14 protein-coding genes are annotated in these 16,364 nt (G+C 27.4%); 8 read left to right on the plus strand and 6 right to left on the minus strand.

What is annotated here, in order from left to right:
- The 5 genes from CRU95_RS11770 to CRU95_RS11790 form a co-directional block, all read right to left on the minus strand.
- The coding region (locus CRU95_RS11770; RefSeq protein ID WP_164969777.1) for a hypothetical protein at positions 1-365 on the minus strand (365 nt) is incomplete at its 3' end.
- A 3-nt stretch (positions 366-368) separates the two neighbouring features.
- The gene (locus CRU95_RS11775) at positions 369-3,116 is read right to left on the minus strand and encodes a TolC family protein (RefSeq protein ID WP_129101314.1); all 2,748 of its coding nucleotides are present in this window, start codon (positions 3,114-3,116) and stop codon (positions 369-371) included.
- Between the two features lie 2 nt (positions 3,117-3,118).
- The gene (locus tag CRU95_RS11780) at positions 3,119-3,784 is read right to left on the minus strand and encodes a hypothetical protein (RefSeq protein WP_129101315.1); all 666 of its coding nucleotides are present in this window, start codon (positions 3,782-3,784) and stop codon (positions 3,119-3,121) included.
- An 11-nt stretch (positions 3,785-3,795) separates the two neighbouring features.
- On the minus strand, positions 3,796-4,962 hold the full coding sequence (locus CRU95_RS11785) for a hypothetical protein (RefSeq protein WP_129101316.1): 1,167 nt from the start codon (positions 4,960-4,962) through the stop codon (positions 3,796-3,798).
- An 8-nt stretch (positions 4,963-4,970) separates the two neighbouring features.
- Entirely contained in the window at positions 4,971-5,924 is a 954-nt protein-coding gene (locus CRU95_RS11790; protein WP_129101317.1) for a hypothetical protein, read from the minus strand.
- 131 nt (positions 5,925-6,055) lie between these two features.
- Here CRU95_RS11790 and CRU95_RS11795 point away from each other — a divergent pair, with 131 nt between their 5' ends.
- From CRU95_RS11795 to CRU95_RS11805, 3 genes are read left to right on the plus strand one after another with little or no spacing between them, the layout of a single operon-like run.
- Positions 6,056-8,143, plus strand: coding sequence for a type I secretion system permease/ATPase (locus CRU95_RS11795; protein ID WP_129101318.1), 2,088 nt, complete (start codon positions 6,056-6,058; stop codon positions 8,141-8,143).
- Complete coding sequence (locus tag CRU95_RS11800; RefSeq protein ID WP_129101319.1) at positions 8,140-9,408, plus strand: HlyD family type I secretion periplasmic adaptor subunit; 1,269 nt, start codon at positions 8,140-8,142, stop codon at positions 9,406-9,408. The genes CRU95_RS11795 and CRU95_RS11800 overlap by 4 nt, the downstream gene beginning before the upstream one ends.
- 28 nt (positions 9,409-9,436) lie before the next feature.
- Entirely contained in the window at positions 9,437-10,264 is an 828-nt protein-coding gene (locus CRU95_RS11805) for an HDOD domain-containing protein (RefSeq protein WP_129101320.1), read from the plus strand.
- A 1-nt stretch (position 10,265) separates the two neighbouring features.
- Here CRU95_RS11805 and CRU95_RS11810 read toward each other — a convergent pair whose 3' ends face one another.
- Positions 10,266-11,744: a DUF2779 domain-containing protein gene (locus tag CRU95_RS11810; protein ID WP_129101321.1), complete on the minus strand. Its 1,479-nt coding sequence runs from the start codon at positions 11,742-11,744 to the stop codon at positions 10,266-10,268.
- A 166-nt stretch (positions 11,745-11,910) separates the two neighbouring features.
- Between CRU95_RS11810 and CRU95_RS11815 the strand changes: the two genes are divergently transcribed.
- The 5 genes from CRU95_RS11815 to CRU95_RS11835 all read left to right on the plus strand — a co-directional run bounded on the left by CRU95_RS11815 (position 11,911) and on the right by CRU95_RS11835 (position 15,986).
- Positions 11,911-13,248 carry a sodium-dependent transporter gene (locus CRU95_RS11815; RefSeq protein WP_129101322.1) on the plus strand — a complete coding sequence of 446 codons (1,338 nt, stop codon included), beginning with the start codon at positions 11,911-11,913 and terminating at the stop codon, positions 13,246-13,248.
- Complete coding sequence (locus CRU95_RS11820; RefSeq protein WP_129101323.1) at positions 13,249-14,586, plus strand: sodium-dependent transporter; 1,338 nt, start codon at positions 13,249-13,251, stop codon at positions 14,584-14,586.
- A 206-nt stretch (positions 14,587-14,792) separates the two neighbouring features.
- On the plus strand, positions 14,793-15,119 hold the full coding sequence (locus CRU95_RS11825) for a hypothetical protein (RefSeq protein WP_129101324.1): 327 nt from the start codon (positions 14,793-14,795) through the stop codon (positions 15,117-15,119).
- A gap of 273 nt (positions 15,120-15,392) precedes the next feature.
- The gene (locus tag CRU95_RS11830) at positions 15,393-15,641 is read left to right on the plus strand and encodes a type II toxin-antitoxin system HicA family toxin (protein WP_129101325.1); all 249 of its coding nucleotides are present in this window, start codon (positions 15,393-15,395) and stop codon (positions 15,639-15,641) included.
- Positions 15,642-15,986 carry a type II toxin-antitoxin system HicB family antitoxin gene (locus tag CRU95_RS11835; protein WP_129101326.1) on the plus strand — a complete coding sequence of 115 codons (345 nt, stop codon included), beginning with the start codon at positions 15,642-15,644 and terminating at the stop codon, positions 15,984-15,986.
- Positions 15,987-16,364 lie beyond the last annotated feature (378 nt).

A 16,364-nucleotide genomic window follows, 5' to 3' on the forward strand; every position in this document is an offset into this window, starting at 1 on the left:
TTTATATACCCTACTCTAGCATCTACACTTACATCACTAATTTTCCAATTAGAATAATGAGGATATATTGAGTTTTTTATTAATGCTTCTTTCGTAAATAAATAGTTTTCAAAAAAGATTTTTATATATTTGATATTTGTATTATTTAGTGTCATATCAAGTATGTTATTGATTACTTCTTCTTTGTTTATTAAAAGATTCTTTTGTAAAGTACTTATTAAAAATTCTCTATTTTTTTGATTAGTTTTTTCAAAATTTGATTCAATCAGTGCTTTTTCAGAAGAGTACATTAATGATATTACAAATAAAGATATAGAAATAATTATAAAAGCTATAAATATAAAAATCTTATTTCGTATTGTCATTTATTACTCTTTTACTATTTTTGCACTAGATTGAATATATGGATGATATTTATTTAAAGCTTTTAAAGCATCTTCTTTACTATCAAAAGTGCCTAAATTTATCTCTACTTTTTCATCTCCCAAATCTTTTATATTATAATTTTTCAATTCATACCTATTTAAGAACCAATTTACTTTATCTTTTTTGATTTTTACAGCATTAATTGTATATTTTTCTGAAGATGGTTTTTCTTTATCTTTTATTTTTTCTATTTTCTCTATTTTCTCTTCATTTATTGAAGGTTTATCTTGAACTTTCTTTTGAATAATTTTTTTTGTTTTTGCATCTCTTAAATGGGTTTTTGTCTCTTCTGAAAGTTTGACAAACTCTCCTTTTTTAGTAGAAAAACTTGGAGTTCCTAATTTCAAATCAGAATATTTTTTATATAAATCTTGTTTACTTTTAATGCTTTCAATAATAGGAAAATATTTATCTTTTACATCACTAGATAATGAATTTAAGGCAAGTTCTGCTTTTTCATAACTATCATATACCCCATAAACAATTTTTATCCACTCTTTTTTTGGACCATATCTAAAAATAAATGAATTATCATAAAGATTCTCACGATTAACAAGTCTTACTACACTATCAAGATTTGATAAAGTAGCAAGATTAATTGTGTAATAATCTTCATTTGCTAATAAAAATTTATCTTTGAACTCTTTATTTGTGAAATATTCTGAAGGAGCTTTTGGCACCATTTTAATTGTTCTAGTCTCAACTAATTCTTTTGGTTTTAATTGATCATAACCATCTATATATTTTTTATATAAATCTTTTATTTTCCCAATTGATACAACTTTATACTCTTTGTTTTCAACTTTTTTCAATGAATCCACAGCAGTATTAGCATCTTTTTTTGTTTCAAAAATACCATATGCCAAGACATTTTTAAACTTATAGTTTTCTAGTTCATCCACCATGAAAGATTTTTTAGAGAACTTATTACTTTTTATATAATTAAAAGTATCATAAATAGATTTGAACTTACCAATATAAATTGTAAAATAATCATCATCAGTATCTAAAAATTTATCTTTAAATTTTAAAATATCTTCTAAGGTATCAACTTTTTGAACTGTCGTTTCTTTTTCTTTTTTTTCTTTTCTTTTTGCAAATTCCATTAAATTTACTTGTTCAGCACTTAGTGCTGAGTTTTTCTTTTTATAATTACTTTTTGTAAAATCAATAAAATTATCTTTTGTAGGGTCTAGTTGAAAATGTTCTACAAGAGCACCTGATTCAAATAATAGTTTATAATAATCATTTAACCTATTTTGATAAGATTCTATCAAAGAGACTTGTGCCGTATTTAGTTGTCTTTGTGCAGTTAAAAGTGTTAGTAAATCTTGTTCTCCATTTTTAAAAGCTTCCCAATAAGACTCCACTGTAACATTTGAAGAATCTACTTCATCAATTGTACTTTGAATAGAATCATCTTGTGAATGCAAAGATTGATGCAAGTTTGAAATTATCCATTTTAATTTTCTTTTTTCTTCTTCAATTTTATAATTAACCTCTCTAATCGTACTATATACTGATAAAACCTTGTTATAGTCTTTATCACCATTATATAAATTATACTTAACTTTAATCATTGCAGAAGTTCTATTTTGGATATAAAGATCTTCAGGTAAAGCATCTTTGCTAAATATTCTTGTACTCGATAATTCAAGATCAACTTTAGGTTTAAATGAAGACTGTGCACTTTTTAATTTATTACGCTCAGATTCAATAGTCAATCGATAACTAACAATATTCAAATTATTTTCAAAGCTCTCCTCAATCAACTTATCTAATTCACCAACTTTTATTTTAAAGTTGTATTCATAGGGTAAAGTATCTTTGAATTTTTCTCCTGCAATATATTCATAATATCTCAAGGCCTCTACAAACTTAGAGTTTGTTTTACTAAGTTTTGTTTCTGCGTTTGAAACACTAGCCTTAATAGAATTTAAATCTCCAATAGTAGCAGCACCCAATTTATATTTTGTTGTAACTATTTCCAGTATTCTTTTAAGTGATTTCATATTGGATTCTGTAACTAATAGTGATTGGTGAGAGAATACAACTCCCATATATGCTTTAATAGCATTTTGAATTTCTGTTGCTATTGAAAGCTCATATCGGTTTTTTGCAACTTCTAAACTCTTTTTTAAACCTTTGATTTTATATTCAGTAGCACCACCTGAATATAAATTTTGTTTTAATTGAAGTTTTATTGTTTCATCATTGTATTTATTTGCGTCAGTATTACGACCATCATCGCTTGGATCTAGTTTAGTACGAGCATTACTATATTCTAAATCAATAGTTGGCTTATATCCTGAATATGCAGTATCCAAATCAATTTGGGCTTGTCTTACTTTTTCTCTAGCAACTTTTACTTTATAGTTATTTGAAATAGTCTCCAATACTACATCTATCAATGTTACCTTTTCGTATTTTTTTGCATCAGATGTACTTTCTTCGCCAAAAATTTTTTTCAAACTTTTTTCAATAGGTTTAGAAAAAATTGCAGTCTTTCCCGTATCTTTTCCTGAAATTCTCTCCATTCCTTTAGTCTTTTCAAGAAGTTTTTTTGGAGTTACTTCTATTTTAACAGACTCCTCCGAAGGAAGACTTTTTTCTTTATTATCTGGACTATTGGCAAATAATAAATTAAACGAAATAAATATAAATAAAATAGATAATTTAATTATTTTCAACACTACTTCTTCTCTACTTTAAGAATAAGATAACCAAATTCATTCTTATTATTAATATTTAAACTCTTTGGATTTAGTAAATCAACTTGAACATCTTTTCTTTTATAATTAAGCTTTCTAACAAGATTCCTTGCATTTAAAGTACGAGCTAATGATATTTGTTTCATCACCGTAGCACTAATTTGATTTGTAGGATCAACAGCACTTACTTGAACAATATGATTAGGATATTTCTTTTTTACTTTTGCAATAAAATCTTTAATTTGGACAATAATTGGATCATCTAGTTTTATAGTATTGCTTCCAAAATTAATCACAAGATAATCATCAGATGATATTATTTTTTGTTTTGTATTATCATCTTCATAAATTCTACTTAAATCTTTACCAGCACTTTGTATATCACCAATATCTTCTGTTTTTTCTATAGGATCATCTATCTTTACATCAATTTTTTCTTTTTTAGAAACTTGAGAGGTACTATTTTGAAGAATTAATTCATTTGTAGCAATTGTTCCAGTATAAGAAACTTTGAATTTAAACTGTGCATAATAAGCGATATTAACAATAGTAATTAATAAAAAAAGTAGCAAAACCAATATTACAGAAGAAAAAATATCAACAAATGGTGGCCAAGGATTAAATTCTTCAACGCGTTTTTTACCCATTATTTATCCAATTACTTGTTTTCAATTTTAGATAGTCTTGCATCAAATTTATTCATAAAATCCATCATCATTTCATTGTTCTGATTTTGCACTTCCAATAATTGTCTTATATTTTTATTTTGACTTGTTGCAATATTTGCTAAGCTTTGTATCGATTCATCTAAAGTATTAGAGTTACTATATTGATTTATATTTAATTCTTTGATTGAATTATTAATGCCTTCCAATAAAGTAAGTTGATTTCCAGTTATTTTTGAACTTGATTCCAAGTTATCAGATAAAATTTTAAATAAAACTTCATTTGCTTCACTACTTTTTTTAAGATCATCTTTTAATTCACTCATGGACTCAGAGAAGATATCTAAAAACTTACGAATAACAAGTTCCCCAGAAATACCACTATTTTGATTAGAAGAACTTACAGCATTAGTAACAGTTGTACGAATTCCTGAGGCCTCATTGAACTGTTGAATTACTTCATCAGATTGGGTATCAATGATTTTACCCTTCATCCAATCTTCTATACCCTCTATAAAGGTTTCTTGATTTCTACTTAGGATATATGTCTTTAAACTTAAAATAATAGCAGTAGCAACACCAAATAATGATGAACCAAATCCAATTGCCATACCACTTAAAGGTCCTGAAAAGCTACCAATAACTTCAGTTAAATTAATATCTCCACCTAGAGATAATACAATAGCACCCATTTCATCAATTGATTTTAAAAGTCCTGTAAATGTTCCAAAAAGACCTATCATTAAGGCAGTTGCTGTAAAGAAGTTTATATATATCTTTTGATTTTCAAACTTCTCTTCCAACCAAGTTGTAACATCTTTTGCTTCGCTTTGAGTAAAATATAAAGTACCAGATTTTGCTCTTTTATAAAACATATGAGCAATATTTGCTGGCATAATTTTATCAATACCATTTAGATAATAAATTAATTCATCGCCCTTTTTATATGCCAATATCCCAAATGTACCAGCAAGCATTGTTAATCTAAATGCCGCATGATAAACAATAACCATACCAATTCCCAAAATTGTAAGTACAGCAATATTAAAAGTAAGAGTGGCCATAAAAAAGTTTATGAAACTATCAAAGTTTGAAAAAACTAAGAAAAATATAAAAAGCCAAAATATAAAATATATTTTTAATATTTTAAGTCTTCTCATTACTTACCTTAAAATAAAAATAAAATGATAGATATTATAAGCCCTAAAGCAACTGTAGTTACAGTATTTGTCATATTTTCAGCAATATGAACAAATCCACCACTACTTTCTGTAGTTTCTCCTACTATCATATAACCAATTTCTGCACCATTTATATCTGTAATTTTCTTTATTGATCTAAAATAACCATCATCAACAATATATTTTGACTGTAAAAATTTATGAAATTTTTCTTCTTCAATATTTTTAATTGTTGTTGAAAAAAGAGTATCATATCTTGCTTTTTCAAAAATAAATTGTTCATTTATCTCTTCATATCTATTATTTTTGTATTCTAAAGAGATAAAAGGCAACATCTTTTTGTCTAAAATAAAAACATAGTCACTACCTTGTCTTAAAAAATCACTTTGAAAAGAGTGTATTGAATCTCTAAATTCAACAACACCAAAAACTTCTCCATCTCTTATCAATGGAGAAAGATATGAATAAAATACACCTTCGGGTAGAACTTCTGACCCAAAAAGAGGTTTTCTTGTGTTTATTACAGTATTGATTGTATTTCTTAATACTTTATCTTTATTTTCAACATTATAAATTTTTATTTTTAAATCTGGATACCCCATTTTTAAAAATTCTTCATTTAAATAATTTGAAATAGCTTCAAACATTATTTTATTATTGTTCTCAATTCCACCTAATAGAGTTCCATTTTGTTCTATAGAAACAAATAATTTTTCAAACTCTTTCTTTTTATTTTCTATTCTTATTTTTAGAATGTTTTCATAATTTTTAGTCATACTTGCATATACTTCTTTTGAAACTCTGTCTGTCATTGTAGTTATAACATACATACAAAAAAAGATTCCCATAACAGATAACACAGTTAAGGTAGTAAACCACATACCTTTATTCTTTTTAAGCTTTGCAATTAATTCTTGAAGTCGCTTGATAAATGTAAACATTCTTAATTATTCCTAAATTTTAATAAGTGGCAATGATACATTATAGAAACATAAGTATAACTTAAATTATTACTTTTCTATAAGGATATTTTAGTTAAAATCTTCCCCATTTTACAATACTAAGGTTTATTTTGAATGCTATAAAAAATCTTCTACCTACTTTTAAATATATGCTAGATTTTTACTATGGTGAAGTTAGTGTAAATACCATATTAAGTTTAGATGCCATAAAAGATGATGATTTTGATATTGACTCAATTTTTACAGTTTGTGAACAAATTGGATTAATATGTATCAAAAAAGATTTAAATGCACAAGATATTCCCTCACATTTCCTACCATGCATAATAATAGATGAAAATAACAACTCTGTAATTTATAGAAAAAACATAGCAAATAAAAAAATAGAAATTTATGATTCTTTGAGAGAACAAGTAACTGAAATCAGCTATAAAGAGTTAAAAAAATATAATACAGCAATTTTAATTTTTAGGGAAGATACAAAAAAAGAGTTATTAGATAAAACCATCGATAATAATTGGTTTTGGAACCCCATTAAATCTTTTTGGAAGTCTTATGTTGAAGTTGGTATTTTAACTTTTTTTATTAATATCTTTGCTTTATTTACACCATTATTTACAATGATTGTATATGATAGAGTTGTTCCAAATGCTGCTTATGATACACTTTTTGTATTAAGTCTTGGTCTAATAATTGTATTGATTTTTGACCTTGTATTTAAAAGTGCAAGAAGTCATATTGTTGATAAAACTGGTAAAAAACTCTCTATTTATTTTGAAGAAGCACTTATGAAAAGAGTTTTAGCTTTGCAAGCACAATATGATGTGATGATGACAGGAGCTAAAGTTAATTTGTTTAAAGAACTTTCAACTGTTCGAGATTTTTTTGCAACTAGAACGATTATGCAATTGATTGATTTCCCATTTTTCTTTTTTGCTTTGATTACTATATTCTTGATTTCATCAACTGTTGCTATGGTTCCACTTTTTATTTCAATAACTATAATAGTTATAAATTTATCTTTACAAATACCTATTTCTAATTTGAGCAAAAAACATCTGGATAATGTGCAATCTAAACATAACTTTTTAATTGAATCTATTCAAGCAACTGATACGGTTAAACTATCAAATGCACTATCATCTAAAATTTTCAAATGGAGAAGTATCATCTCACATACGGAAGATGTTCAAGTGAAAATACAAAAAGTAAATACTTTTGCTATTAATATTTCACAATCACTTATTCAACTAACAACAATTCTTGTAATAGCTGTAGGAGTATTTGAAATATCAAACAAAAATTTAAGTGTGGGTGGATTAATTGCTGTAACAATATTGGCAAGTAGAGCAATGGTACCAGTTATAAATATCTCATCTATGGTCATAAAGTTTAAAGAGATAAAAGACTCACTTACAAATCTTAGAGATTTTTGGAGTTTGCCATTAGAAAATGAAAAGAATATTGAGATAGGACTTGGGAAACTACATGGAGATATCGAACTAAAAAATGTCTCTTTTTACTTTAAAAATGCAAAGTATCCATCATTGGATAATATTAATATAAAAATTAATAGAGGTGAAAAAATAGGTATTATTGGGCAAACAGGTGCTGGCAAATCTACTTTATTAAAATTACTTACAGGTTTACTTCATCCAACACAAGGTAGTATTTTTATAGATAATCATAATATTTCAACAATACATCCTGTTGAAATAAGGGATAATATAGGGGTAATGGCACAAGAACCATTTTTATTCAATGGAACTCTAAAAGAAAATATTGAGCTATCAAAACCTATCAGTAAAGAAAAGATGATGGAATTAATTAAATTGACAGGATTAGAAGATTTAGTTAAAAAAAGTGGTCAAGGTGATGGTATACCTGTAGGTGAAAGAGGTTCTAATTTAAGTACAGGACAAAGACATTTAGTAGGTCTTGCAAGGGCAATAGCAAATGACCCATCAATTTTGATTTTGGATGAACCAACAACAGGATTAGATGTTGGATTAGAAAAAAAATTAATGCTTAATTTGAAGAATATTGTAGAAGAAAAAACTTTGATTCTGATTACACATAGATTTGCAGCTTTAGAATTAGTTGATAGACTTATCGTTATCAATGAGGGTAAAATTGTAGCTAATGGACCAAGAGATGCTGTTCTACAAGCCCTAAGAAATCCAGAGGTAAAAAGATGAAGCTATATTACCAAGATGAAGATTGGAACTACCAAATAGTTGTTTATCCTATGATTTTATTTGTAGTGATTTTTTTTATTTGGGCTACATTTACAGATATTGATGAAGTAGTAAAAGGAGAAGGGAAAGTAATCCCATCAGGGCAAACAAAAATACTACAACACTTTGAAGGTGGTATCATATCAAAAATTTTGGTTCAAGAGGGAGATAGAGTAAAAAAAGGTGATATCTTATATAGAATCAAAAATAAATATTTTATGGCAGATAAAAAATCACAAAATTTAGAAATTATGGCACTTAAAATAAAAGCTAAAAGACTAGAATCACTAATTGAAGATAAAGAGTTATCTTTTCCTTCTGAATTAACTTTTGATATGGATAACATAATAAAAAATGAAGTTGATATTTATAATGAAGAGATGGCAAATAAAAAAAGATTAATTGGCATTGCCCAAAATCAATTAAAACAAAAGAAATTAAAACTAGAAGAATTAAAAACCAAATTTTTTAATATTCAAGTTGAATTAGAACTTGCAAAAGAAAATATGGAGATTCAAGATGCTTTACTTAAAAAAAATATTATTTCAAGAAAGAATTATTTAGTAGAATTAGCTAAAAAACAAACGCTTGTAACAGAAATACAAGAATTAAAAAGTAAAATTCCAATTGCCCAAGAAGAGATAAATGAATCTGAAAAAAAATATAAAAATGTAAATTCTGAAATATTATCAAAAAACTTAAAACAATTGTCAGAAGTAAATCTTCAGATCAAACAAATAGAAGAAAAATACAAAGCAAGTGAAGATAGAGAATTAAGAAAATTTGTTATAAGCCCAGTAAATGGAATAGTTAATAAACTTTATTTTAATACAGTAGGTGGAATAATTAAACCAGGAGACAATATAGCAGAAATAACACCTATAGAAGACTCTTTGATTATTGAAGCAAAAATAAGAGCATCAGATAGAGCACAAATATGGCCTAATCAAAAAGTTTCTATAGAAATAACTGCTTATGATTTTTCAAGATATGGTTTATTAGAAGGTAAAATTATATCTATATCTCCGGATAGCACAGAAGATAAACTTGGTAATCTGAACTACTTTATAAAAGTAAAAGCAAATAAACTTGGATTTGACAATAAAACACCAATTCTACCTGGTATGGCTGCTAATATTAATATTTTAACAGGTAAAAAAAGTATTTTAAGATACTTAATAAAACCATTAAAAGATATAGCTAAAAACTCTTTAACAGAACATTGATAAATAACTATTATATTTAAGGATTTATATGACATACATTGAACTTCTAAAAAAGATTGATACCTTGGCTCCTTTACCTAAAACTTTACTTGATATTGAAGATTTTAAAAGTACTAGTAATTATGATATTGAAGCACTAAGTAAAATTATAGAACAAGATCCTCTTATGGTTTCAAGTATATTAAAAACAGCAAATTCTGCAATGTTTGGATTTGTGAGCAAAGTTGATACTTTAAATAGAGCAGTTAATTTATTGGGTGTTAATTTTACAATTTCTATTGCTTTAGGAAGTGGTATAAAAAGAGCTTTAGATAGTGATTTAAATGCATACAATGCTTCAAGTGATGATTTCTTGAGAATAGCAAATATGCAATCAAATCTTGTGAACCTTTGGATTGGAAAACTTGATAATGAACTAAGAAATGAATTACTTTTGTCTGCTTTTTTACAAGAAAGTGGAAAATTTATTATAAATAATGCCATTGTAGAAGAAAATAAAACCCAAGAGTTCTCACAAAAGATTTTAAGTAATTTTGACAAATTAGAAATCATTGAAAAAGAATATGTTGGTATGACAACAGCAGAAGTTACTTCTGCTATATTTAAACACTGGAATTTGACTAAAAATATCATAAATTATATAAAATTCAGTGACAACCCAGAAAAAGCTTTACCAGAGCATAAAAAGCATGCTCAAATTTTACATGTTGTAAAAAAACTATGTAATATAGTAAAACCGTTTGATTCTAAAATTATTGAAGAAGCAGTTGCAAAAGCAGAAGAATTTGGTTTTGATAGTAAAATACTAAGATCTGCTATTTCAAAGATGGAAGATAGAATTTTAGATGAAAATTAAATTAGACTTGCTTTCTTAATCTTGCCAACACCTTCACCATAGCCAAAGTGTCAAGTTTACAGTACTCTAGAAGTGCACTTCTAAGTTTCAACTTCTGCTGTTCTTCTAGCTTGCTCATATTTGCAAAGGCATTCATGGCTTGGCTTCCATTTTGAACTCCATCTAACTCTTTGTAAGCTTTTTCAAACTCAGGTACAAGCGCTGGTAAGACATACTTTATAGAGTAGCTTCCATTCATACTAGCAGTTACATACCACTTCTTTTTAAAAGGTGTCATTAAGTCTTGTATGTTTTCATTTATAGCCAATAAGTGCTGTTCAAGGTCTGTAAATGTGTTTGCTAGTCTTTTTATCACACCTTTTTCAAAACTCATGTTATAAGCTAATACTGTTACATTATTTGGTATATCATCACATAACTTTTGGGCTAGTTCGAATCTACTATCAACACTATCTTGTGCCAAATACTCTTTATGTTCTAATTTTCCATCTTCATATTCAATATGAAGTGAATATTGAAAAGGGATTTGTTCAAAGGGTTTTAGTCCTTTATACTCTGGTATGGCTTGTTGATAGGTTTCAAAGTCTAAGTGATAGATTGGGTAGGTTAGGTTTTCTAAAAAGGCTTTGATATTTTCTTTGTCTATGTAGCTTGCTTTTGATTTATAGTTTTCTATTGCTTGTTTTTGAATAGTAGTCATATCAAAATCTTCTGGGATATCTGCAATATCTATGATACCATTATTGTATAGTTCAACTTGCTTTTTACTTCCAAGATTGAAGATATTAAATATAGAATAATCAGGTATATCCCTTTGCACTTTCCAACAATAATTTTTTGCATCACATTCATAGGGTTTGTTACAATGTTTTCCTATATCAATATTTGGCTCATTTTCTTTATCATTCAAATATATTTCAAACTCTTTTAATATGCTTGGGATATTTGTCTGTAAGTTTTGCACCGCACTTGTAACATCAACTATCTTAAAAAGCTTATTTAACTCTAAAGACTCACCTCTTACATACTCACTATTTATATGTACTACACTTGCACTTTTTATACTAAAGCCTAAGTTTTGTAAAACATAATACTGAATAGATACATCATGAAGATATATATCTTTTACCTCTGTAGAGCTTTTAACTTCATAAATAGATACTTCACCATTAGAAATAGTCAAAATATCCACCATGACTAAAATACCCTCGTAGTTAAAAGTAGCTTCATAAATACTAGGCACACCTCCATCAAGCCACTTTTTAGTTGTAGCTATCATCTCATCATATTCCCTTGTAAAAGGTACTTCTTTACCCTCAGAGAAAAGTTGACAAGCAAAGTTCCCAACTATATTTCCTGTTTCAAATATAGCCTGTGCTTGCTCATCTGGTGGTGTTAGGACACTTGGTTTATATTTTTTAAGCCAAAGGGCTTTGGGGCATTGAATACCTTTTGTGTAGAGGGATTTAGAGAGATTCATTTACTTACTTTCATCATTCAAATTTAAAGTTTTATTTTTTTATATGATAACATTAATAAATATATTTTAAATATATACTTGACAAGATTTTAGGATAATTTTACTCATTACATAAAAATCTCATTTACATTTCACTATAATTACAAAAATTAAAAAAAAGGTTTGTATGGTTAATAAATTCTCACGAATCGGATTTATTTTAGCAGCAGCTGGTTCTGCTGTTGGACTTGGTAATATTTGGAAGTTTCCTTATATTACAGGAGAATATGGTGGAGGTGCTTTTGTACTAATTTACCTTGTTGCTATTTTGTTTATTGGACTTACTGTATTTCTTGCAGAAGCTGTAATTGGTCAAAATGGTCAAGCAAATGTATCAACTTCATTTGTAATTATGTCAAAATCTAAAAATCCAAATTGGAAACTAGCTGGTTTTATGGTTGCAACAGGCTTAATTGTTCTATCTTTTTATTCTGTTGTTTTAGGTTGGATTTTAAATTATGTTGTAAGTTCATTTGATACCTTACCTACAAAAACAGAAATTGCTGGTGCAAAATTTGAAAACTTAATTTCAAATGATATTGGCTCTCTTCTTATTTATCATACTTTAATTGCGGGGTCTGTTGTTTTTATTGTATTAAAAGGGATTAAGGAAGGAATTGAAAAAATCAATTTGATATTGATGCCCTTACTAGGATTAATATTAATAGGTCTTTTAATTTATGCCTTTACACTTGATTCTTTTTCTCAAGCAGTATCTTTTATGTTTATTCCTGATTTTAGTAAAATTGATGGAAATGCTTTATTAGCTGCATTAGGACAAGCTTTTTTTACATTGTCTCTTGGAGTGGGTACTATTTTAACATATTCTGCATCATTATCTAAAAAGACTAATTTTGTTAAATCATCTTTTTATGTAGCAGCAGTTGATACTACAATTGCAATTGTAGCAGGATTGATTATCTTTTCTTTTCTTTTTGAAGCAGGAGCACCAAGTGCTGCTGGACCTGGACTAGTGTTTATTTCTCTTCCAGTTATTTTTTCAGGATGGGGATTATTAGGTCATATAATTGCTGTGTCGTTTTTTGTTGCTTTAGTTTTTGCAGGAATTACATCAGCTGTTTCAATGATCGAACCAGCACTTAGGTTTTTTATTGAAAGATTTAAAATCACAAGGGCAAAAGCTACAATTATATGTGGTTCAACTTTTTATATTTTAGGTATAGTTGCCCTACTTTCTATGTCAAAAACCTATGCAGATGAGTTAACTTTTTTTGGGAAAAACGCCTTTGATATTATGGATTTTATGACTTCATCAGTTATGATGCCCCTTGCAGCAATTTTAACTTGCGTATTTTTAGGGTATTTTGTTGATAAAAAACTTTTAGAAGAAAAATTCTTAGCACACTGTTCATCAAGTGTTTTTAATACTTGGTATTTCTTAATTAGATTTGTTGTTCCTATTGCTATTGTAATTTTATTATTAAATAAATTAGGAGCTATATAGATGAAAACAGGATTTTCAAGAGTTGGATTTATTTTAGCAGCAGCAGGATCTGCTGTTGGTCTTGGTAATATTTGGAAATTTCCCTATGTAACAGGTGAAAATGGAGGAGGAGCTTTTGTACTTATTTATTTGTTAGCTATTGCTTTTATTGGTCTAACAATTTTTATTGCAGAATCGTATATAGGTAGAGAATCAAGAGCAAATGCAGCTGCTGCATATCAGATTGTTTCAAAATCAAAAAACAAAAACTGGAGATGGGCAGGATTTCAAATATTTTCTGGAATTGTAATTTTATCTTTTTATGCTTTTATTATTGGTTGGATTTTAAATTATATCATTATATCTTTTACAGGACTTCCAACTACTTTAGAAGAATCCAAAACAGTATTTACAACCTTAATTACTGAAAAAATAGGATTACAAATCTTATTTCATACTATTGTTACGTCAACAGTAATTTATATTATTTTAAAGGGTGTAAAAAATGGTATTGAAAAGTTAAACCTAATCTTAATGCCTCTACTTGCAATTATTCTTTTGGGTCTATTAGCATACTCTTTTACCCTTGATTCTTTTTCAAAAGCTTTAGAGTTTATGTTTATGCCTGACTGGTCAAAAATAGACGAAAACGCGATTTTAGCAGCTGTAGGACAAGCATTTTTCACATTGTCTCTTGGTATGGCTATTATTATTACTTACTCTGCTTCTATGCCAAAAGATGGAAACTTTATAAAGTCTTCTATAATGGTTGCAATGGTTGATACAGCTGTTGCATTAATTGCAGGAGTTATCATCTTTTCTTTCCTTTTTGCAGCAGGTGCAAAAAGTACAGCTGGTCCTGGTCTTGTATTTATATCATTGCCACTAATATTTGGAGGATGGGGAATATTTGGACAAATAATTGCTTTAGCTTTTTTTGTAGCCTTATTATTTGCAGGTATTACATCAGCAGTTTCACTACTAGAGCCACCATTAATGTATTTAATGGAAACATATAAAATAACAAGAAAAAAAGCAACGGTAATTGCTGGTTCATTTTTTTATATTTTAGGTATTTTTGCTTTATTATCTATGAGTAAAGATTATGGTTCTTTATTAACATTCTTTAATAAAAATTTATTTGATTGGTTGGATTATTTGACATCTTCTATAGCTATGCCAATATCAGGATTTGTAACTTGTATCTTCTTAGGTTTCTTTACAGATACAAACAAATTGAAACAAATCTTTACTAAATATGTTCCTCAAACAGTATTTAAAATCTGGTTGGTTTTAGTAAGATTTATTGTACCTATTGCAATTGTTTTATTGTTTTTAAATAAACTTGGAGTGATTTAAAAAGTAAGTTAGGCTATTTAGCCTAGCTTCTTCTAAAGCTATTCTTAATATCTCCTATGATGTTTAAACTCAAGAGTATAATTTTTATAATTTTTTTCCAAAAAAACCTTTTTCTTGTTTCTTTAGTAATTCACAAATCAACTTTTGCTTTAAATATATCCCCAACTAGAAAATAGTATCATAAAATAAACTAAGGAATCAGATAAATGTCAGACACAATTGATTTTGGTATATATAACGGTTTAGAGTGGAATAAACTATCAACTGAATATCTAAATGGCCTTGCAGATATGGGAAATATACAAGCCAAAGAACAATTAGAAGAAATATATAACTCCCCAATAGAAACCCAAAAAATAGGTTTTGGAAAATATTCTAATTATAAATGGGTTGATGTAAATAGTGATTATTTACTTTGGATTATTGAAAATGTGGATGTAAATAATATAAAATGTACCCTTGCACTTAGAGCTTTAGAATATATTAAAAATAATACTCAAGAAGAAGATTTGGATGTGATTTATTTAGATTAGAAGTTGGAGTTTGCTATCCAGATTTTTGATTAAAGGCTAGACTAAAATACCCTATTAATATATTTAAAGGTAGAGATTCAATTTCTTACAAGGATTATTATCACCTAACTCATTTTTTACTTATATTTATTACATATTGTAATTTTTTTGATTATCTTTTCTAAAACTAGTTAATATTTCTAATATAAAAGGAGAGAATAATGGTCTTAATTAAAAATTCTTATTATATCAAAATATTATTTGCATTTGTAACTAAAATATGGTACTATAATTATGAGTAAAAAAGATAAACTTTTATTAAAATTTCTGGAGATTCCTCCAAGAAAAGATTTAACATTTAAAGAATTAAATTCATTACTTAATTCTTTAGGTTTTGAAAAGATTGAAGGTGCTGGTTCTGCAATAAAATTTTACAGTAAAGAAAAAGATTTACTTTTAAATCTTCATAAACCACATCCAAGTGATATTTTAAAAGTTTATATTATAAAACAAATACAGAATAAATTAAAGGAGATTATCTAAATGTCTAATACTATTGAATACAACGGATATATTGGCACTATTGAATACTCTCAAGAAGACAAATGCTTCTTTGGTAAGTTAGATATGATAAATGATTTAGTAACTTTTGAAGCCAATAATGCGAATGATTTAGAAAAAAACTTTAAAAATGCAGTTGATGAGTATATAGAAACTTGCAAACAACTAGGGCGTGAACCTCAAAAAGCTTTTAAGGGTGTTTTCAACGTACGAACAGGAAGTGAGTTACATATGGCTGCTGTTAGAAATGCTTTAAAAATGGGCATTTCTTTAAACTCTTATATTAAAAGTCTAATAGAAAAAGATGTGAAAATATTTTTGCATTAATATAGTTTCCCTTCGAAATATTGTGGGTGATTTCTTTGTTACTTTCTTTTTGCCTGCAAGCAGGATTAACATCACAAAAGAAAGTCGAAATAAGTAAAGATGTACAGTAAAAACTTATTTGAATAGTTCTAACTGTATGTAAACCTCTTGAAGAACATAGTTCTCCGCTTTCTCACTTTTTGTCCTTCGGAATTTAGTCGTTTCACTCCAGCATAGTTGTAAAAAGTAAGACAAAAAGCAACCAGACGAGTTGTTGAAGCTAAAGTTCCCTCACACTTCACTTTTTAAAGCTAGCCTGCAAAACTCCTCGAAAAAGTGAGTTTATCACTTTTTTTTCGTCAAACAAGTTTCGGCTTTTTCCGCTTTAAAAGGTAAAGT

The sequence above is a fragment of the Arcobacter sp. F2176 genome (assembly GCF_004116465.1).
GTDB lineage: Bacteria > Campylobacterota > Campylobacteria > Campylobacterales > Arcobacteraceae > Arcobacter > Arcobacter siniprincipis.

Excerpts from the sequence above, each read along its gene's own strand:
- CRU95_RS11815 (WP_129101322.1), top strand. The coding sequence starts at position 11,911 with ATGGTTAATAAATTCTCACGAATCGGATTTATTTTAGCAGCAGCTGGT.
- CRU95_RS11810 (WP_129101321.1), bottom strand. The coding sequence starts at position 11,744 with ATGAATCTCTCTAAATCCCTCTACACAAAAGGTATTCAATGCCCCAAA.
- CRU95_RS11820 (WP_129101323.1), top strand. The coding sequence starts at position 13,249 with ATGAAAACAGGATTTTCAAGAGTTGGATTTATTTTAGCAGCAGCAGGA.
- CRU95_RS11805 (WP_129101320.1), top strand. The coding sequence starts at position 9,437 with ATGACATACATTGAACTTCTAAAAAAGATTGATACCTTGGCTCCTTTA.
- CRU95_RS11835 (WP_129101326.1), top strand. The coding sequence starts at position 15,642 with ATGTCTAATACTATTGAATACAACGGATATATTGGCACTATTGAATAC.
- CRU95_RS11790 (WP_129101317.1), bottom strand. The coding sequence starts at position 5,924 with ATGTTTACATTTATCAAGCGACTTCAAGAATTAATTGCAAAGCTTAAA.
- CRU95_RS11825 (WP_129101324.1), top strand. The coding sequence starts at position 14,793 with ATGTCAGACACAATTGATTTTGGTATATATAACGGTTTAGAGTGGAAT.
- CRU95_RS11780 (WP_129101315.1), bottom strand. The coding sequence starts at position 3,784 with ATGGGTAAAAAACGCGTTGAAGAATTTAATCCTTGGCCACCATTTGTT.
- CRU95_RS11785 (WP_129101316.1), bottom strand. The coding sequence starts at position 4,962 with ATGAGAAGACTTAAAATATTAAAAATATATTTTATATTTTGGCTTTTT.
- CRU95_RS11800 (WP_129101319.1), top strand. The coding sequence starts at position 8,140 with ATGAAGCTATATTACCAAGATGAAGATTGGAACTACCAAATAGTTGTT.
- CRU95_RS11830 (WP_129101325.1), top strand. The coding sequence starts at position 15,393 with ATGAGTAAAAAAGATAAACTTTTATTAAAATTTCTGGAGATTCCTCCA.